Raw genomic sequence first — 18,865 nt, forward strand, 5'->3', positions numbered from 1 at the left:
TTTAACGTTACTCATCAAATGAAGAATGGACACGGAGGGTCTATGTTGTCTTTGCACGGTAAGCATAGCGTTATCATTAGCCGGATACCGGTCATGCAAAACGGGTTAGGGGGCGTGATGACTCGCCATTTCCCCGATTTTGAATTGACCTATTGCAGCTCATTGCAGGAGTTAACGCTGCTCCAGCTACGCCGCGCTGACGTCATCATTGCCGATATTTCAGGCGAATACTGGAATCCTCGGGGCGCGCTCGAAGAGTATTTCAGTTTATTGAATCAATACCGGAACATTCACTGGATCTTTTTAGTTTCGCGTCCGCTTAACCCTATTGCCGTTGAGTTACTTGTGCGCCCGGAAAGTACGTTGCTTTCTGATATTGAACCCATTGAAGGGCTGGTTAACGCTATTCGGGCAGGTAGCGAACGCGCAGAGCGGGTAAGCCAGGCGTTGCTAACCCCGGAACCTCAAAGTACGGGGGAAGAAGACGAACAGGTTATCGCGCTCACGCACTCCGAACGCAAAGTATTGCGGCTGTTAGGTAAAGGATGGGGAATTAACCAAATCGCCACATTGCTCAAGAAGAGCAATAAAACCGTCAGTGCGCAGAAAAACAGTGCGATGCGACGGCTGTCATTACGCAGTAATGCCGATATGTACGCCTGGATAAACAGTACACAGGGAATGCGAGAGCTGAGTTTGATGTCAGCCTATGGAGAGTTCGAGGAATGGAAAAAACCGATTCAACAAGACATATCGCCATCGTCGAAAATTGCACGATGAGTGCTGTTGGGCTAAAGCATCTTTTTGCGACGCCCGGCCTGAATCATTATCAGCTGCATCTGTTTAGTGAGTTTGACAGCTTTAAGAAAGCACTTCAGCACATCAATTTTTTCTCGCTGATCTATTCATATTCCGATGCGCGAGAAGAGCGTCGTAGCTGCCTGGCGCACCTGCGGGATTTTGCGTTTACGCATGGCCATATCCAGCGCATTATCCTGGTCGCTGATGAGATGGAAGCAAGATTAATTAGTCATCTTTCCCCGTCACGCCTTCACGGTGTGGTCAGCAAATCGCTGACGCTTGAGCGCCTGCAGAATGAACTCATGGTATTGCTGAGTGAAACCCTGCGCATCAATGACAATATGATGAATCACTGGTACCGGAGTCAAAGCAGAATGTTAAGCCCAACGGAACGGGCAATATTGCGTTATATGTCTTGCGGCTATTCCATTCCTCAAATCGCGGCACAGCTTGAACGCAATATTAAGACCATCCGGGCGCATAAGTTTAATGCGATGGTGAAGTTGGGGGTAAACTCTGACGTAGGGCTACTCGATGCGGCGGATATTATTACCCACCTTTCTGCAAGAGAACCGCGAAGTTCGGTACTCAGCAAGCCGACCTTTTTATAACCTGCCTGTTGCGCGCCAGAAAGGATCTGGCGCATCAATCAGATGCAAACATCAACCCATTTTGCGGACGTCAGCTCTGCCATTCTGTCAGGTGAGATACGAACGGCACTATGAATTGCGCCTGCGGCGGGCAGGACTTCGGCGTACTGCTTTAATGAAATATCGCAGTAAACCGCGAGCGGGTTTTCCAGGCCGAACGGGCATACGCCGCCAACGGGATGACCGGTGATGGTCACCACTTCATCACTGCTGAGCATGCGCGCTTTTGCACCAAACGTGTCTTTCAGCTTTTTGTTATCCAGGCGCGCATCGCCTTTCGCTACCACCAGAATCACCTCATTTTTCACCTTTAATGACAAGGTTTTGGCGATTTGTCCCGGTTCAACACGATGGGCGGCAGCAGCCAACGCAACGGTAGCGGTACTCTGACTAAGTTCAATAACGTCTATATCCGGCGCGTTGTCGGCAAAAAACTGCTGTACAGACTGCAAACTCATTGTTTCCTCCTGACAAATATCCTGCGTAATCTGTCATAAGAATTTATGCTCTGTAAATATCTCTTCAGTAACAAATATCCCGAACGGCTAATTTCTGGATCCTCTTCACAATCACGGAAACCGGTTACAGTAACCGGTTGCAGAGCGTGATGCGTCGATTAATACTGAGTACGTAACGTCCCCTGTACCCAATAATAAGAGCAAATTATGAAACCATTCCGTCTGAGCAGTACCCCTGGTCCACAAGCCAGCAAGGTTGTGAAGGTGATTTATGGAACAACGTGCGGCGCAAATGTGCCCGTAACAAACGTCTGACAGGAGATCTGCCATGTCTGCCAACCATGCTGCGTTTAACCTGATATTCCGTTTTGTTGAAAATTACGTGAGCCCGATTGCCGGGCGGATCTCTTCCCAGCGTCATGTCATGGCTATCCGTGATGGGTTTATCTCCGCGATGCCATTTATGATTGTGGGTTCATTTTTGTTAGTGTTCGCATACCCGCCGTTTTCGCCGGATACCACCTGGGGTTTCGCCCGAGCATGGCTGGATATGGCGAAGCAGTTTGAAGGTCAGATCCTGACGCCGTTTGATATGACGATGGGCATTATGTCCATTTATATCTGTGCCGCCATTGCCTACAACCTTGGCAAACACTATGTCAAATCGCACCAGTTAGACCCGTTTATGTGTGCCATGCTGTCGCTGATGGCGTTTCTGCTGGTCGCGGCACCGAAAACCAAAGGCACGCTGCCAGTCGATAGCCTGGGTGGGACGGGCATTTTTACTGCGATTCTGGTGGCGATCTACTGCGTTGAGATGATGCGTTTCCTCAAGGCGCATAACATCGGTATTCGCCTGCCAGACCAGGTACCTCCGATGATCAAAAACTCTTTTGATCTGCTCATCCCGGTGCTGGTAGTGGTGTTGACGCTTTATCCTCTGAGCCTGCTCATTCAGTCTCAGTTCGGCATGCTGATCCCGCAGGCCATTATGTCGGTCTTTAAACCTTTGGTTTCCGCAGCGGATTCCCTGCCTGCGATCCTGCTGGCCGTGTTGATTGGCCATCTGCTGTGGTTCGCCGGGATCCACGGCGCCGCCATCGTCTCCGGGATGCTGCAGATGTTCTGGCTGACTAACCTGGGCGCTAACCAGACCGCGCTGGCCGCCAGCCAGCCTCTGCCACATATTTTTATGGAGGCGTTCTGGACGTTCTTTATCGTGATTGGCGGGTCGGGCGCCACGATGGGGCTGGTGATTTGCTATCTGCGTAGCCGTTCAGCGCATTTACGCTCTATCGGGCGTTTGAGCGTGGTACCCAGCTTCTTTAACATCAACGAACCCGTCATTTTCGGTACGCCAATTGTGATGAACCCGGTGTTCTTTATTCCGTTCCTGCTGGCACCGATGGTAAATGCAGTGCTGGCCTGGGCGGCGATGACGTTTGACCTGATTGGCCGCGTCATCTCAGTGGTCCCCTGGACGGCACCGGCGCCAATAGGCGCAGCGTGGGCTCTGGGGTGGGATTTCCGCGCGGCTATTCTGGTTGTGGTTCTGGCCTGCGTATCGGCAATCATCTACTTCCCGTTCTTCAAAGTGTACGAGAAACAGCTGCTGGAGCAGGAAGCTGAAGAAGCGCAGCGTAACGCGGAAGAGGACAATCAGCAGGTGGCTTAGCTAAAAGCAAAACGGCAACTCAGGTTGCCGTTTTTAGTGTTTGTTCCCTGTCCCTGTGGGTGAGGGCATCAGGCCGGGGCCGACTACTTCAGCGTGCAATCCCCGCACTGCTTAACATCCGGCAGGCGGTAGCGCTGGCAGCAGGTGCGGCGAACCAGAAGCCCATCACGGAGCACGACGGTACGGAATAACGGGTTGTCGCGGCCATCGGAAAGCTGTTTTGCAAAGAAACAGGACTGACGCAGGGCATCAACGTTCTCATCACCAAGCAGAGGCTTCATTTCCGTTAAATACCAGTGGATTAAATAGCCCGTATTGCTCCAGATAAGCTTCGCGTTAATCTCTCCCGTCGCTTCAAGCGCTTCCACCACCGGGATCAGGGCCTGAGTGATAAGCCGCTCCATACGTTCCTGAGCCGTCAGGCGTTCCGCGTTCTGGTCTTCGTGCAGATCAATCCAGAAACAGGCTGCGCGCCCGGTTTCGTGAAATTCGACGTGGAAATTATCCGGCGAGAGTTCCAGCATGCTCTTCTGGGTTAACAGCGCCAGCATGAGGGGAGGCACCATCAGCCCGATATACCACTGCGCCCAAAGAGAGAGCAGTGGTTTATTTTCCCGCGTAAGAGTGGGCTGATTGCGATAGATATGGTCGGAATAGGTGGCCAATAGCGACTGCAGTTTTGTTGGTTTACGCCACTCTGAGAGCGTCATGGCGTGGTTCGGGTGCGCTTCATCAAGGCGGATAAAGTCCAGCAGGTGGGCGCGCGTTTCTGCAATCTTATCCCGTATGGCATCCGCAAGCGAAGCATTCCCGCTGGTGAGGGGCGCTCGCCAGAGGAGGGGTTCGACGATGTGTGCGGTATGCGTAGCCATAGTATAGATAGAAATCTAAATGATAATGATTGCCAATCCTAACTATTGCTCATACCAATGGCAAGACTTTTGTCCGGGTGACACCGCCGTGATGTTTACGCCGTCTGCAGCTCTTCACTCAACAGAATGTTATTGCGCCCCATATGCTTTGCTTCGTAGAGGGCTTTGTCCGCTTTTTCCAGCGCGCCTTCCACATCTTCATCCTCGAAAATAGCAATACCAATGCTGATGGTGACGTTTGTCGCGACACTCTCGTTAAATAGATGCGGGATTTTCAAATCGTAGACTTTCTGACGGATCCGCTCGGCCGTCTGGCGGGCATGTTCGAGAGAAATATTGGTCAGCAGCACCATAAACTCTTCTCCGCCAAAACGCGCCACAATATCGCGAGAACGCACGGCGTCGCGGATTGCCGCAGAGACGCGCTTAAGCGCCTGGTCGCCCATCATATGGCCATAATGATCGTTATAGGCTTTAAAGTGGTCGATATCCATCAGCAGAACAAAGTGCTCGCCATTTTCTACCGTCGGCAGGTTTTCCAGACGGCTTTGCAGACCGCGACGATTATAGAGGCCGGTAAGCGGGTCCATCATGCTGAGATCGGTAAGGGTTTCTCGCTCTTCCAACAGGCGTGAGAGCAATTCCTGAGCGAAACGATCGTTACGCGTTTGCAAAATGTTATGAATAGCAATTGCCACCACAGGAAGTGCGAAAGAATAGGTCATTCTCAGCCATATATCGTGATCGCTTAACCACAGGCAGGCAATAAAGGTGGGCAATGAGTGCAGCGTAAATGCTTTGATATTACTGGCGAATGCCAGCGTTCCGATAAAAAGCACCGTTAATAGGGCGATTAACAAATATGTCGCGTGGTCGTGGGTAATTAAGGCGAATTTAGACACAATTTGCGAGGCCCACAAAATACCGAAAATCCCTGAAACAACGGGAATATTTATCTTCCGCGCGCGCTTTCTCCAGTGCCAGACGAACAGGCCGGTGCTGATGGAGAAAATAGCAATAAGTGGGGCAGATAACAGGCGTACAGAATTGAGCGGATTTGTTACCGAGAACACTGCCGAGGTTGCGTTCAGAAATAAAAATAAACGTAACGACAATTGATATTTTCTGTGAACCAAAGACCGCCAGGATTGTGATGTCATAGTCGTGCGTTTTTATTAAAATTTAATTAAAACAAATAAGTAGGTGCCGTTTCGCAATAAAACATGCAAAAAACTCAAAGAGTAATTATCAGAAAATCTTTAGATGTTGTTAACAGGTGTGCAATTTATCACCTTAGGCAATTCCTGTCATTACGGGAAAGGTAAAGGTCGATGGATTTTGATTCATTCAGCTGACAAATGATAATGTGTGTCATATGATATTGGTTATCATTATCGTTATGAGAGGGCAGATCATGTTGAACAGGGCGCTTGGCAGTGGTTGGGGGGTATTGCTACCGGGAGCTATTCTCGGCGGGTTGATGTTTGCCGATCTCTCCCTTGATACCTGGAAAGCGATCATTGTGTCAGGACTGTTAGTCACGTCAGGCATGATCTGGCATAAGCAGCTGCGCCACTTTGTTTTACTGCCATCATGCGTAGCACTGGTCAGTGGAATTCTGGTGATACTGATGAGTTTGAAATAACAGGGAAAACAAGAGGAACTTCAGAAGGGATGTAAGATAATTGGTGCGAGGGGGGGGACTCGAACCCCCACATCCTAAGGACACTAACACCTGAAGCTAGCGCGTCTACCAATTCCGCCACCTTCGCACAGTCATCTTACTATTGTTGATATCGCCTCGTTGGTGCGAGGGGGGGGACTCGAACCCCCACATCCGTAAGGACACTAACACCTGAAGCTAGCGCGTCTACCAATTCCGCCACCTTCGCATACCATCGATACTGTAAAAGTATCGTAACCACGGAGGCGCATTCTAGATGTTTTCAGCTTTACGTCAACAGAAAAGTGCGCGCTACGCCTTGATTGCTGCAAAAATGGCCGATGCAGGCGCCATGCGGAGCCGGATGGCGCTTGCGCTTATCCGGCCTGCTGGAGTGGCGATTACTTTTTGGCCTGGCGCGTCATGACGGTACGGTAGACCTTAAAGCGGCCGGTCTGCGCGATCACTTCGTGGAAGCCGAAGGTTTCGTCCAGCACTTTCGGGTACGCCAGGAAGGCGTTCGCGACAATACGCAGCTCGCCGCCGCTGTTAAGGTGACGGGTTGCGCCACGGATCAGCGTTTGTGCCGCTTCAAGGCTGGTCTCCATGCCGTCGTGGAACGGCGGGTTGGAGATAATCATGTCGAAGCGACCGGTGACGTTGGAGAAGACGTTGCTGGCAATCACCTCGCCTTCAATGCCGTTTGCGGCAAGCGTTGCGCGGCTGGCTTCTACCGCCGGGGCGCTCACGTCACACAGGGTTAAGCGCACTTTTGGTGAATGGCTGGCGAGCACGGTAGAGAGCACGCCCGCGCCGCAGCCCACGTCCAGCACTTTGCCTTTGGTGTGCGGCGTCAGGGTGGAGAGCAGCAGCTTGCTGCCCGTATCCAGCGCGTCACGGCTGAACACGCCCGGCAGGGTTTTGATGGTCAGGCCGTCAAGCTGGTACTCGTCCCAGTAAGCCTGTGGATCGAACGTTGTCTGTTTTTCCAGACGGCCATGGTACAGACCACAGCGGCGTGCGCTGTCGACTTTATTCAGCGGCGCGTAGCCTTCCAGCATCTGTTCAGCGCTACGCACGCCGCTGCGGTTCTCACCCACAATGAAAATATCGCAGCCGACCGGCAGCAGGGAGAGCAGGTTCATCAGCTGGAACTGGGCTTCCGGCTTGTTCTTCGGCCAGTAGTAGATCAGCGTATCGCAGTCGGCGATATCGCTCTGCTCCGCCACCAGGCTAAAGCGCGCGCGCTCGCCCATCTGGCGGCTCAGCACCTGCCAGTGGTGGTAGTATTGGGTGTGGGCACGGCTTTCAGCACAGTCGAAACGCGCAGGCAGGTCATCCTGCATATCTCCGGCAAACAGAATACGGCTTTCTTCGAAATCATCACTGTGACGCAGCAAGACTTCACTTGCCGGGGTAAATGCAGACATGAATTGTTCCTCAATAAACTCAGGCGGGGATTATAGTAGGTAGATGGCGCACTTTCGACACATTTGCTATATTTGCGCGCCTGAGAGACAGGAGTTTTCCCTATGACATCCCGACGAGACTGGCAGTTGCAGCAGCTGGGCATTACCCAGTGGGCTTTGCGTCGCCCGACGGCGTTGCAGGGCGAAATCGCCATTTCCATCCCTGCGCACGTACGCCTGGTGATGGTGGCGGAAGAACTGCCTGCCCTGAATGAACCCCTGATCGATGATGTCCTTCGCAGCCTGAAGATGACGGCCGACCAGGTTTTACAGCTGACGCCAGAGCGTGTCGCGATGCTTCCTCCTGATAGCCGCTGTAACAGCTGGCGTATCGGAGAAACAAACGAGATCCCCCTCCAGGGGAGCCAGATCTGCACGCCAGCGCTGGACGAACTGAAAGCCAACCCAAAAGCGCGCAGCGCGCTATGGCAACAAATCTGCGAATATGAACACGATTTCTTCCCTCACGACGCCTGACCTGTCCACCGCGTTCGCGATTGAAACACGCGCCCACGCGTTTCCGTGGAGCGAAAAAACTTTCGCCAGCAATCAGGGCGAACGGTATCTGAACTACCGCCTGGACGTTGACGGCACCATGGCCGCTTTCGCGATCACGCAGGTTGTTCTTGATGAAGCGACGCTGTTTAATATCGCGGTTGATCCCGCGTTTCAGCGCCGTGGGCTGGGAAGAGAACTGCTTGAGCACCTCATCCGTGAGCTCGAAACCCGTGACGTTTTCACCCTGTGGCTGGAGGTGCGCGCGTCGAATGTCGCCGCCATCGCGCTCTATCAAAGCTTAGGCTTTAACGAGGCGACAATCCGCCGTAACTACTACCCCACCGCAGAGGGACGTGAAGACGCCATTATCATGGCTCTGCCGATTGGATAACGAATATAAGGTTGTAACGATGAAATGGGACTGGATTTTCTTTGATGCCGACGAAACGCTGTTTACGTTTGATTCGTTCGGCGGCCTGCAGCGGATGTTTCTCGACTATAGCGTGACCTTCACCGCTGAAGATTTTCAGGACTATCAGGCGGTAAATAAGCCGCTGTGGGTGGATTACCAGAACGGTGCCATCACCGCGTTACAACTTCAGCACCAGCGCTTTGACGTCTGGGCGGAACGCTTAAAGGTCAGTCCGGGGACGCTGAACGATGCGTTCCTGAACGCGATGGCCGATATCTGTGCGCCCCTGCCGGGCGCGGTTTCCCTGCTGAATGCGTTGAAAGGCAAGGTGAAACTGGGGATCATCACCAACGGTTTTACCGCCCTGCAGCAGATCCGCCTTGAGCGCACCGGCCTGCGCGATCATTTCGACGCGCTGGTGATCTCGGAAGAGGTTGGCGTGCCGAAGCCGGATCCGCGTATTTTCGACTACGCGCTGGCGCAGGCCGGAAATCCCGACCGCGATCGCGTCCTGATGGTGGGTGATACAGCAGAGTCAGATATTCTGGGCGGCATGAAGGCCGGTCTGTCGACCGTCTGGCTCAACGCGCATGGCCGCGTGAAGCCTGAAGGCATCGAGCCGACCTGGACCGTGACGTCGTTGAACGAACTGGAGCAACTCCTGTGTAAACAATGATTGCCTGCCCCCCATTGATGGGTAAAATAGCCGCAATTTTGTATTCCATGATGCGTGGCGTGCTGCCGCGCTTATAAAAGAAGATTTAATTATGACGTTGTCTCCTTATCTGCAAGAGGTGGCCAAGCGCCGCACTTTTGCCATTATCTCGCACCCGGATGCCGGTAAAACGACCATCACTGAGAAGGTGTTGCTGTTCGGACAGGCGATCCAGACTGCGGGTACCGTTAAAGGCCGTGGCTCCAGCCAGCATGCAAAATCCGACTGGATGGAGATGGAAAAGCAGCGTGGTATTTCGATTACCACCTCCGTGATGCAGTTCCCGTATCACGACTGCCTGGTGAACCTGCTGGATACCCCGGGCCACGAAGACTTCTCCGAAGATACCTACCGTACCCTGACGGCGGTGGACTGCTGTCTGATGGTGATCGACGCCGCCAAAGGTGTAGAAGACAGGACCCGCAAGCTGATGGAAGTCACCCGTCTGCGCGATACGCCGATCCTCACCTTCATGAACAAACTTGACCGCGACATCCGTGACCCGATGGAAGTGATGGATGAAGTGGAAAGCGAGCTGAAAATCGCCTGTGCGCCCATCACCTGGCCAATTGGCTGCGGTAAGCTGTTCAAAGGGGTGTATCACCTTTATAAAGACGAAACCTATCTGTATCAGACCGGTAAAGGCCACACCATTCAGGAAGTTCGCGTGGTGAAAGGTCTGGATAACCCTGAGCTGGACGTGGCAGTCGGCGAAGAGCTGGCCGCGCAGCTGCGCGACGAGCTGGAGCTGGTCAAAGGCGCGTCTCACGAATTCGACAAAGAGCTGTTCCTGAGCGGTGAAATCACCCCGGTCTTCTTCGGTACCGCGCTGGGTAACTTCGGCGTTGACCATATGCTGGACGGTCTGGTGGAGTGGGCGCCGCGCCCGATGCCGCGTAACACCGACACCCGTGAAGTGGAAGCGCAGGAAGAGAAATTCACCGGCTTCGTGTTCAAAATTCAGGCCAATATGGACCCGAAACACCGCGACCGCGTGGCCTTTATGCGCGTGGTGTCCGGTAAATATGAAAAGGGCATGAAGCTGCGCCAGGTGCGTACCGGTAAAGACGTGGTGATTTCCGACGCGTTGACCTTTATGGCGGGTGACCGTTCGCACGTTGAAGAGGCGTATCCGGGCGACATCATCGGTCTGCACAACCACGGCACTATTCAGATCGGCGATACGTTCACCCAGGGTGAAATGATGAAGTTCACCGGTATTCCGAACTTCGCACCGGAGCTATTCCGTCGTATCCGTCTGCGCGATCCGCTGAAGCAGAAACAGCTGCTGAAAGGCCTGGTTCAGCTCTCCGAAGAGGGCGCCGTGCAGGTGTTCCGCCCAATCGCGAACAACGACCTGATCGTTGGCGCGGTCGGCGTGCTGCAGTTCGACGTGGTTGTCGCGCGTCTGAAGAGCGAGTACAACGTGGAAGCGATTTACGAGTCCGTGAACGTCGCGACCGCGCGCTGGGTTGAGTGTTCTGACGTGAAGAAATTCGAAGAATTTAAGCGTAAGAACGAAATTCAGCTGGCGCTGGATGGCGGCGATAACCTGACCTATATCGCGCCAACTATGGTGAACCTGAACCTGACGCAGGAACGTTACCCTGACGTTCAGTTCCGTAAAACCCGCGAGCACTAATCCCCTCTCAGAGCACGGCTCCCGCCGTGCTCTTCTTTAATTCCTGTCTTATTAATCCCTTGCGGAATGTTCTTAATTCAACGCAATTTCACGCTATTCGCGCGTTTTTTACCCAATTCTGAAAGCGGCTCTGTGAGAGTGATCTATATTTAACTCAGTGTTTAACACCGGGCGTGGATAAATTAACTGTTCAATGCATGACTTTAGGTTATCCATTTTGCCCGTGTGTTTATTCGCAATATATAAAACTACTAAGGAAGTATGTAGCCCGAATAACGGGTAAACACAGGAATAGATCGATGAATATGACAAGACTGAAGATTTCGAAAACTCTGCTGGCTGTAACCCTGGGTAGCGTTCTGGTGAGCGGTTCCGCTCTGGCGGAAAGCAGCACAATGGATAAAGCCCAGTCCACGGCCGATAGCGCAGGGCAAAAAATCGATAGCTCTATGAATAAAGTCGGCAACTTCATGGACGACAGCTCAATCACAGCAAAAGTGAAAGCCGCACTGGTGGATGATGAATCCATCAAAAGCACCGATATTTCCGTTAAGACCGAGAAGAAAGTGGTCACGCTGAGCGGCTTCGTGGAAAGCCAGGCTCAGGCCGAACAGGCGGTGAAAGTCGCGAAGGGCGTTGAAGGCGTTGCGTCCGTCAGCGATAAGCTGCACGTACGTGACGGTAAAAACGCGTCGGTGAAAGGTTATGCCGGTGATGCCGCTACTACCAGCGAAATCAAAGCTAAACTTTTAGCAGATGACATCGTGCCGTCCCGTAAGGTGAAAGTGGAAACCACCGATGGTGTGGTTCAGCTTTCCGGTACGGTAGATTCGCAGGCGCAAAGTGAACGCGCCGAGTCCATCGCGAAAGCGATTGACGGTGTGAAAAGCGTTAAAAACGATCTGAAAACGAAGTAAATCTGGACCATTCGCCCGTCTGGTTAAAACCTGCGGGCGAAATAAGAACGACTCTGGAAAAACGCCGGTGAGTGACCTGAGCGCTCACGTTTAGCGGCCGACATTAACTATGGTAAAGGAGAAGCTTATGTTTCGTTGGGGCATTATATTTCTGGTTATCGCGTTAATTGCCGCCGCATTGGGCTTTGGTGGACTGGCAGGTACAGCGGCATGGGCAGCTAAGATTGTGTTCGTTGTAGGTATTATTCTGTTCCTGGTCAGCCTGTTTACGGGTCGTAGACGTCCGTAGCAAACGCAATATTCCTTCAACAAAATAAAGCCAGTCACTGCGACTGGCTTTTTCTTATTTGCGTAACAGGTCGGGTGCGTTACTGTGGTGTTATAAAATAATCAAAACAGGAAAGCAGAGGTGGGGCAACGAATTCCCGTTACGCTCGGCAATATTGCGCCGCTGACGTTAAAGCCGTTTCGCGCAGGACAACTCGCGCTGGTCTGCGAAGGTGGAGGACAGCGCGGCATTTTCACCGCCGGCGTGCTGGATGAATTTATGCGCGCGCAGTTCAACCCGTTTGACCTTTACTTCGGCACCTCTGCCGGAGCGCAGAACCTCTCTGCCTATGTTTGTAACCAGCCTGGCTATGCGCGAAAGGTCATCATGCGCTACACCACGGCAAAAGAATTTTTTAATCCGGTGCGCTTTGTGCGCGGCGGCAACCTGATCGATCTCGACTGGCTGCTGGAGTCGACCTCCAGCCAGATGCCGCTGGCCATGGATACCGCTGCCCGTCTGTTTGATAGCGGCAAAGAGTTCTGGATGTGCGCCAGCCGGGGCGATGACTATTCGCCGGGCTATTTTTCTCCTCAGAAGGAGAACTGGCTGGACATCATCCGCGCCTCCAGCGCGATCCCCGGCTTTTATCGTACGGGAGCCCTGCTGGACGGCATTAGCTATCTGGACGGTGGGATCAGTGACGCTGTGCCGGTGCAGGAAGCCGCCCGGCGCGGGGCGAAAACCATTGTGGTGATCCGTACCGTACCGTCGCAAATGTATTACACGCCGCAGTGGTTTAAACGGATGGAGCGCTGGTTGGGCGACAGCAGCCTGCAGCCGCTGGTGAACATCGCGAAGCAGCATGAAACCACCTACGGCGCGATGCAGCGCTTCATTGAAAAACCGCCGGGTAAGCTGCGTATTTTTGAAATCTATCCGCCTAAGCCGCTGCTGAGCATGGCCCTGGGCAGCCGCATCCCTGCGCTGCGCATGGATTACAAAACGGGGCGGCTGTGCGGGCGTTACTTCCTGGCGACGGTGGGGAAAATGCTGGCGGAGCAACCGCCGCTTCATCGCCATAAACGCATTATTTTGCCGCCTGCGATTGTCGCCAACGACGCCCTGACGACGCCGCTGGTGGATATTCCGCAGGCGAATGACGCTTTACTGGATAACGAGGATCTGGCGTGACGCTCCGCTTTGTCGATACCCACTGCCACTTTGATTTTCCGCCGTTTACGGGGGATGAAGACCAAAGCATTGCGAAAGCGGCTGAGGCAGGCGTTCAGGCTATTATTGTGCCGGCAGTGGAAGCGGCTTATTTTTCCCGGGTGCTGGATCTTTCCGCGCGGCACTCCGCGCTCTATGCCGCGCTCGGCCTGCATCCGATTGTGATTGAGCGGCATCTTGATGAGCACATTGAGAGTCTTGATGAGGTCGTGCAAACCGCAGGAGACAAACTTGTCGCCATCGGTGAGATCGGCCTCGATCTTTATCGCGAGGATCCGCAGTTTGAGCGCCAGCAGACGATCCTCGACGCGCAGCTCAGACTGGCGAAGCGCCACGATCTGCCGGTGATCCTCCACTCAAGACGCACGCACGATAAGCTGGCGATGCACCTGAAACGCATCGATCTGCCGCGCAGGGGCGTCGTGCACGGTTTCTCCGGCAGCCTGCAGCAGGCGCAGCGTTTTATTGAGCTGGGCTATAAAATCGGCGTCGGTGGCACCATCACCTATCCGCGCGCCAGTAAAACCCGGGACGTGATGGCACAGCTGCCGCTGTCGGCGCTTCTGCTGGAAACCGATGCGCCGGATATGCCGCTGAATGGTTTTCAGGGCCAGCCGAATCGCCCGGAACAGGCGGCGCGCGTATTTACCACCCTGTGTGAACTGCGAAAAGAGCCTGAAGAGGTGATTGCCGATGCGCTGCTGGAAAATACCCGTTCGGTATTTGGCATCACGCTATAGGTAAAGCGCCGGACGGATCACCGTTATCTTCTGTTTTTCCAGCGCCAGCGCCAGCGGTTCAACGTCCTCGGGCGTGGCGCTGCGCCATGAGGCCGCCTCACCGTAAACGCCCTGCGCATGAAACGCGTTGATTCGTACCGGCACATTTCCAAGTCCGTGGATAAAGGTCGTTAGCGGTTTGAGATGTTCCAGATAATCACACTGCTCCGGAATAACCAGTAGGCGGAGTTCCGTCAAACGGTGACGATCTGCCAGCCAGCGGATGCTCTGCTTAATCTGCGGGTTTTCGCGCCCGGTCAGGAAACGGTGATGCTCGTTCCCCCACGCCTTCAGATCCAGCATCGCGCCATCCAGTACCGGCAGCAGCTTTTGCCAGCCGGTTTCGCTTAACAGACCGTTGCTGTCTACCAGGCAGGTGAGGTGACGCAGGGCGGGATCGGCTTTGATCGCGGTGAACAGGGCGATCAAAAACGGCAATTGCGTTGTGGCTTCACCACCGCTCACGGTGATCCCTTCGATAAAGGGGGAGGATTTGCGGACATGAGTGAGGATCTCTTCCACGCTGAAGCGGTGCGCCATAGGCGTTGCCTGCTGCTGGCACAGGTGCAGACAGGTGTCGCACTGCTGGCAGTCACTCTCCTGCCACCAGACGCGTCCGGCCTGAATCGTCAGCGCGTCGTGCGGGCAGTGGGGCACGCAGTCCCCGCAGTCGTTGCAGCGACCGATCGTCCACGGGTTGTGGCAGGTTTTGCAGCGCAGGTTGCAGCCCTGCAGGAACAGCGCCAGGCGGCTGCCCGGCCCGTCCACGCAGGAAAAAGGAATGACCTGACTAACTAAAGCGCATCTGCTGTTCATGGCTAACCACGCGCGGCTGACGTTCCAGAATACGGGTATTGCGTGCGGCTTCTTCCCCCAGCCAGGTAGTATTGGTGCGCGATCCCGCTTCCCGGTATTTCTCCAGATCCGACAAGCGAACCATGTAGCCGGTCACGCATACCAGATCGTTACCCGCTACGTTGGCGGTAAATTCACGCATGCCGGCCCTGAACGCGCCCAGGCAAAGCTGAACCACCGCCTGCGGATTGCGTTTGACCGTCTCCTCCAGGGTGAGAATATCGCTGATTCCGGAGTGATAGTGTTTGTGATGCGGCGCAACGGCCAGCAGGTGGCTGACAGGATCCGGCTCATCGCCGTAGGGCAGGCGCGCGCCCGGCGTGGTGCCGGAGTCGGAGCTGATCCCCGACTGCGCGTGAAGCATCGCGCGGTGCTTCCAGCCGTGCTTCACCGGCGTGCTTTCAACGAACGCCGCAAGCTGTTCGCTGATGCGATAGCCCAGCGCGTTGGCCTGCTCGTCTTTTCCGTAACGGCCTTCAATGCCCTCCTTTTCACAGAGCGTATTCACCGCTTCCGCCAGGCCGTACATGCCAAACATGGGCACAAACCGATCCGCATCAATCAGCCCCTCTTTGACCAGGAAGCTATTCTCAAAGAAGCCAGATTGCTCGTACAGGAAACCGCAGCGCGCATCGATGATGGCAATTTGCTGCTGGCAGTAGTGCGGGAGCGCGCGGGTGAAGAAGTCTTCAATGGATGCGCTGCGTTCAGCAATGGCTTTGAGGTTGAGGCGCACCAGAGTGCTGCCACCGCCAGCAAGCGGCAGGGAGTTGTAACAGCTCACTACGCCGTAACGGCCTTTTGTGAAAATTTTATCATTCATCGGGCCATTAGAAATATGCGGTTTGCTGCATTCACATATGTTTTTTGCCACCTCAAGCAGCAGGTCGTCCGGGGTGATATCGGGATCGTAGATAAAGGTCAGGTTCGGCGCGACCTGCTTCAGCTCTGCATCGGCACGCAGAATGGCGCGCGCGAGGGGCGTATCTTCAGGCCCGATGTTTGCGTGCATAAACGCATCCGGCAGCGTACGGTCGAGATAGCGCCAGAAACGTTTTATTCGGCTATCGACCTCTTCTTGTGTTAGAATTCTAACATATGGCGTCAATATCGCATCAAGCTGACCGAGATAGACCGGCATCGATGTGACGGACGGAACATGATGGTAGAGGATGGTTAACAGCGAGAGGGCGTCGTCGAGATCTTTCGCGCCTTCCAGCTCCAGCCACTCTGAACCGTTAGCCAGAAATTTTGCGTAATCCGGCAGAACGTAACGGGGTTTGTAAGACGCATGGCCTTCGAACATGTCGCAGATAAAACCCTCGTCCAGCGCGGCTCGTGCGGCCTCAGGAAGTGCCGGGTAAGGCAGGTTGTTCTCCGCTTCCAGCGCCAGAAAATGACGTTTTTGTTCCGGGGTTAACACCGGGCTTGTCACAATGTGCTGGCAACGTTGTTGCAGGGCGTCGGGGCTGGAGTGGGGCATAGTCGCTTCCTTGAGTGTTCTGCGGATGATGAACGGATTGTAGGAAGCCAGCCTGTTGGGGCTTTTGATCCGACAGGGGGTATCGCTGCTTTAGTCGGCAACTTACGCACTAAAGTTTGAAGAAGATCTCATTACAGTAATGCAAATTTGTATGCAGTTTTCATTAACTGTGATGAATGTCGAAGTGTGGATGCGGGTGAATGTTAGAATACTCACAGACCCGCAAGGTAAAATTTATACGGCACTGCCGTTGGAGAATGTTATGACCGATTTAACTGCAAGCAGCCTGCGCGCGTTGAAGCTGATGGACCTGACGACCCTGAACGATGACGACACCAATGAAAAAGTCATCGCCCTGTGCCATCAGGCGAAAACGCCGGTGGGTAACACCGCAGCCATCTGTATCTACCCGCGCTTTATCCCGATTGCCCGTAAGACGCTGAAAGAGCAGGGCACGCCGGACGTGCGTATTGCAACCGTAACTAACTTCCCGCATGGCAACGACGATATCGAGATTGCGCTGGCAGAAACCCGCGCGGCGATTGCTTACGGCGCAGACGAAGTTGACGTGGTGTTCCCGTACCGCGCGCTGATCGCCGGCAACGAGCAGGTCGGTTTTGACCTGGTGAAAGCCTGTAAAGACGCGTGCGCGGCGGCAAACGTGCTGCTGAAAGTGATCATCGAAACCGGCGAGCTGAAAGAAGAGGCGCTGATTCGTAAAGCATCTGAAATCTCCATCAAAGCCGGTGCGGATTTCATTAAAACCTCTACCGGTAAAGTGCCGGTGAATGCGACCCCGGAAAGCGCGCGCATCATGATGGAAGTGATCCGCGACATGGGCGTATCCAAAACCGTTGGTTTCAAACCTGCGGGCGGCGTGCGTACCGCTGAAGACGCGCAGCAGTTCCTGGCGATTGCCGACGAGCTGTTTGGCGCCGACTGGGCGGACTCCCGTCACTACCGCTTCGGTGCGTCCAGCCTGCTGGCCAGCCTGCTGAAAGCGCTGGGTCACGGCGACGGTAAGAGCGCAAGCAGCTACTGATTGCCAGACACTGCCGGATGATACTTTGATTATCCGGCCGACAGGATCGTAGGGCGGGTAAGCGTCACGCCACCCGCCACAACTCCCCCGATTCCGCATGGAGGTTACCGTGTTTCTCGCACAAGAAATTATTCGTAAAAAACGTGATGGTCATGCATTAAGCGACGAAGAGATCCGCTTCTTTATCAACGGCATTCGTGATAACACCGTCTCAGAAGGGCAGATTGCGGCTCTGGCGATGACCATCTTCTTCCACGATATGTCGATGCCTGAGCGCGTGTCGCTGACCATGGCGATGCGAGATTCAGGAACCGTTCTGGACTGGAAAAGCCTTAACCTTAACGGCCCGATTGTGGATAAACACTCCACCGGCGGCGTAGGCGACGTGACGTCTCTGATGCTCGGCCCAATGGTGGCAGCCTGCGGCGGTTACATCCCGATGATTTCCGGGCGCGGCCTGGGCCACACCGGCGGTACGCTCGACAAACTGGAAGCCATTCCGGGCTTCGATATCTTCCCGGACGACAACCGCTTCCGCGACATTATTAAAGACGTTGGTGTGGCGATTATCGGCCAGACCAGCTCTCTTGCTCCGGCAGACAAGCGTTTCTACGCGACCCGCGACATCACCGCGACCGTTGACTCCATCCCGCTGATCACCGCCTCTATCCTGGCGAAGAAACTGGCAGAAGGGCTGGACGCGCTGGTGATGGACGTGAAGGTCGGCAGCGGCGCGTTTATGCCGACCTATGAACTTTCTGCTGCGCTCGCAGAAGCGATCGTTGGGGTCTCCAACGGCGCGGGCGTGCGCACCACCGCGCTGCTCACTGACATGAACCAGGTGCTGGCCTCCAGCGCCGGTAACGCCGTCGAAGTACGTGAAGCCGTCCAGTTCCTCACAGGCGAATACCGTAACCCGCGTCTGTTCGACGTCACCATGGCGCTGTGCGTTGAGATGTTAATCTCCGGCAAGCTGGCCAAAGACGACGCAGAAGCCCGCGCGAAGCTGCAGGCGGTGCTGGATAACGGCAAAGCGGCGGACATTTTCGGCCGCATGGTTGCAGCCCAGAAGGGCCCGACCGATTTCGTCGAAAACTACGCGAAATACCTGCCAACCGCGACGCTCAGCAAAGCGGTGTATGCCGATAGCGAAGGGTTTGTCTCTACAATGGACACCCGTGCGCTGGGTATGGCGGTGGTCTCGATGGGCGGCGGCCGTCGTCAGGCGTCAGACACCATTGATTACAGCGTCGGCTTTACCGATATGGCCCGTCTGGGCGACAGCGTTGACGGTCAACGTCCGCTGGCGGTGATCCACGCCAAAGACGAAGCCAGCTGGCAGGAAGCGGCTAAAGCGGTGAAAGCGGCTATTACGCTTGACGATAAAGCGCCGGAAACCACACCGACTGTCTATCGCCGTATCACCGAATAGC

The 18,865-nt window shown here is 54.5% G+C and carries 20 protein-coding genes and 2 tRNA genes; 14 read left to right on the plus strand and 8 right to left on the minus strand.

Translation table 11 applies throughout. The annotated features are described in order from the left end of the window. Positions 1 to 42: 42 nt before the first annotated feature. The gene (locus ACOTZC_RS07630; protein WP_126303609.1) at positions 43 to 780 is read left to right on the plus strand and encodes a helix-turn-helix transcriptional regulator; all 738 of its coding nucleotides are present in this window, start codon (positions 43 to 45) and stop codon (positions 778 to 780) included. Then, entirely contained in the window at positions 777 to 1,412 is a 636-nt protein-coding gene (gene bglJ, locus ACOTZC_RS07635; RefSeq protein ID WP_045400897.1) for a DNA-binding transcriptional activator BglJ, read from the plus strand. The genes ACOTZC_RS07630 and bglJ overlap by 4 nt, the downstream gene beginning before the upstream one ends. A gap of 38 nt (positions 1,413 to 1,450) precedes the next feature. Here bglJ and ACOTZC_RS07640 read toward each other — a convergent pair whose 3' ends face one another. Next, entirely contained in the window at positions 1,451 to 1,909 is a 459-nt protein-coding gene (locus ACOTZC_RS07640) for a YbaK/EbsC family protein (protein ID WP_008502085.1), read from the minus strand. A gap of 328 nt (positions 1,910 to 2,237) precedes the next feature. Here ACOTZC_RS07640 and ACOTZC_RS07645 point away from each other — a divergent pair, with 328 nt between their 5' ends. Beyond that, positions 2,238 to 3,584, plus strand: coding sequence for a PTS sugar transporter subunit IIC (locus ACOTZC_RS07645; protein WP_023310306.1), 1,347 nt, complete (start codon positions 2,238 to 2,240; stop codon positions 3,582 to 3,584). Between the two features lie 83 nt (positions 3,585 to 3,667). Here ACOTZC_RS07645 and fhuF read toward each other — a convergent pair whose 3' ends face one another. Both fhuF and ACOTZC_RS07655 read right to left on the minus strand, forming a co-directional pair. Next, positions 3,668 to 4,456 carry a siderophore-iron reductase FhuF gene (fhuF, locus tag ACOTZC_RS07650; protein ID WP_045400898.1) on the minus strand — a complete coding sequence of 263 codons (789 nt, stop codon included), beginning with the start codon at positions 4,454 to 4,456 and terminating at the stop codon, positions 3,668 to 3,670. 95 nt (positions 4,457 to 4,551) lie between these two features. Continuing rightward, the gene (locus ACOTZC_RS07655) at positions 4,552 to 5,616 is read right to left on the minus strand and encodes a GGDEF domain-containing protein (RefSeq protein WP_421635701.1); all 1,065 of its coding nucleotides are present in this window, start codon (positions 5,614 to 5,616) and stop codon (positions 4,552 to 4,554) included. Positions 5,617 to 5,831: 215 nt separating this feature from the next. Between ACOTZC_RS07655 and ACOTZC_RS07660 the strand changes: the two genes are divergently transcribed. Then, on the plus strand, positions 5,832 to 6,101 hold the full coding sequence (locus ACOTZC_RS07660; RefSeq protein WP_032668059.1) for a DUF1435 domain-containing protein: 270 nt from the start codon (positions 5,832 to 5,834) through the stop codon (positions 6,099 to 6,101). A gap of 41 nt (positions 6,102 to 6,142) precedes the next feature. Here the strand turns inward: ACOTZC_RS07660 and ACOTZC_RS07665 are convergent. From ACOTZC_RS07665 to rsmC, 3 genes are all read right to left on the minus strand, one after another. After that, a tRNA-Leu gene (locus ACOTZC_RS07665) sits at positions 6,143 to 6,228 on the minus strand. A gap of 33 nt (positions 6,229 to 6,261) precedes the next feature. Beyond that, a tRNA-Leu gene (locus ACOTZC_RS07670) sits at positions 6,262 to 6,348 on the minus strand. A gap of 172 nt (positions 6,349 to 6,520) precedes the next feature. Further along, positions 6,521 to 7,549, minus strand: coding sequence for a 16S rRNA (guanine(1207)-N(2))-methyltransferase RsmC (rsmC, locus tag ACOTZC_RS07675; protein WP_047173726.1), 1,029 nt, complete (start codon positions 7,547 to 7,549; stop codon positions 6,521 to 6,523). Positions 7,550 to 7,651: 102 nt separating this feature from the next. Here rsmC and ACOTZC_RS07680 point away from each other — a divergent pair, with 102 nt between their 5' ends. From ACOTZC_RS07680 to ACOTZC_RS07715, 8 genes are all read left to right on the plus strand, one after another. Next, complete coding sequence (locus ACOTZC_RS07680) at positions 7,652 to 8,065, plus strand: DNA polymerase III subunit psi (protein ID WP_029740017.1); 414 nt, start codon at positions 7,652 to 7,654, stop codon at positions 8,063 to 8,065. After that, positions 8,034 to 8,477 (plus strand): ribosomal protein S18-alanine N-acetyltransferase, encoded by a 444-nt coding sequence (rimI, locus tag ACOTZC_RS07685; protein ID WP_111964094.1) that lies wholly within the window; start codon positions 8,034 to 8,036, stop codon positions 8,475 to 8,477. Before ACOTZC_RS07680 ends, rimI begins: the two co-directional genes overlap by 32 nt. 19 nt (positions 8,478 to 8,496) lie before the next feature. Then, positions 8,497 to 9,174 carry a pyrimidine 5'-nucleotidase gene (gene yjjG / locus ACOTZC_RS07690; RefSeq protein WP_045400908.1) on the plus strand — a complete coding sequence of 226 codons (678 nt, stop codon included), beginning with the start codon at positions 8,497 to 8,499 and terminating at the stop codon, positions 9,172 to 9,174. A gap of 91 nt (positions 9,175 to 9,265) precedes the next feature. Further along, a complete protein-coding gene (gene prfC / locus ACOTZC_RS07695; protein WP_023310314.1) occupies positions 9,266 to 10,855 on the plus strand; it encodes a peptide chain release factor 3 in 1,590 nt (529 codons plus the stop codon). A 299-nt stretch (positions 10,856 to 11,154) separates the two neighbouring features. Next, the gene (osmY, locus tag ACOTZC_RS07700) at positions 11,155 to 11,772 is read left to right on the plus strand and encodes a molecular chaperone OsmY (protein ID WP_335264481.1); all 618 of its coding nucleotides are present in this window, start codon (positions 11,155 to 11,157) and stop codon (positions 11,770 to 11,772) included. 127 nt (positions 11,773 to 11,899) lie between these two features. Continuing rightward, positions 11,900 to 12,061 (plus strand): DUF1328 domain-containing protein, encoded by a 162-nt coding sequence (locus ACOTZC_RS07705; protein WP_003856556.1) that lies wholly within the window; start codon positions 11,900 to 11,902, stop codon positions 12,059 to 12,061. Positions 12,062 to 12,181: 120 nt separating this feature from the next. Continuing rightward, complete coding sequence (locus ACOTZC_RS07710; RefSeq protein WP_045400913.1) at positions 12,182 to 13,234, plus strand: patatin-like phospholipase family protein; 1,053 nt, start codon at positions 12,182 to 12,184, stop codon at positions 13,232 to 13,234. Continuing rightward, positions 13,231 to 14,013 (plus strand): TatD family hydrolase, encoded by a 783-nt coding sequence (locus ACOTZC_RS07715; protein WP_239631871.1) that lies wholly within the window; start codon positions 13,231 to 13,233, stop codon positions 14,011 to 14,013. Before ACOTZC_RS07710 ends, ACOTZC_RS07715 begins: the two co-directional genes overlap by 4 nt. Here the strand turns inward: ACOTZC_RS07715 and ACOTZC_RS07720 are convergent. After that, a complete protein-coding gene (locus ACOTZC_RS07720; RefSeq protein WP_023310318.1) occupies positions 14,008 to 14,868 on the minus strand; it encodes a YjjW family glycine radical enzyme activase in 861 nt (286 codons plus the stop codon). The genes ACOTZC_RS07715 and ACOTZC_RS07720 overlap by 6 nt on opposite strands. Then, entirely contained in the window at positions 14,843 to 16,390 is a 1,548-nt protein-coding gene (locus ACOTZC_RS07725) for a YjjI family glycine radical enzyme (RefSeq protein WP_421635702.1), read from the minus strand. The genes ACOTZC_RS07720 and ACOTZC_RS07725 overlap by 26 nt, the downstream gene beginning before the upstream one ends. Positions 16,391 to 16,652: 262 nt before the next feature. Here ACOTZC_RS07725 and deoC point away from each other — a divergent pair, with 262 nt between their 5' ends. Together deoC and deoA are read left to right on the plus strand one after the other, a co-directional pair. Continuing rightward, a complete protein-coding gene (deoC, locus tag ACOTZC_RS07730) occupies positions 16,653 to 17,432 on the plus strand; it encodes a deoxyribose-phosphate aldolase (RefSeq protein ID WP_023310320.1) in 780 nt (259 codons plus the stop codon). 109 nt (positions 17,433 to 17,541) lie between these two features. Beyond that, positions 17,542 to 18,864 (plus strand): thymidine phosphorylase, encoded by a 1,323-nt coding sequence (gene deoA, locus ACOTZC_RS07735; RefSeq protein WP_047173720.1) that lies wholly within the window; start codon positions 17,542 to 17,544, stop codon positions 18,862 to 18,864. The last annotated feature ends 1 nt before the right edge of the window (position 18,865 follow it).

The organism is Enterobacter cloacae complex sp. SHL009 (assembly GCF_049237205.1).
Lineage (GTDB): Bacteria > Pseudomonadota > Gammaproteobacteria > Enterobacterales > Enterobacteriaceae > Enterobacter > Enterobacter cloacae_M.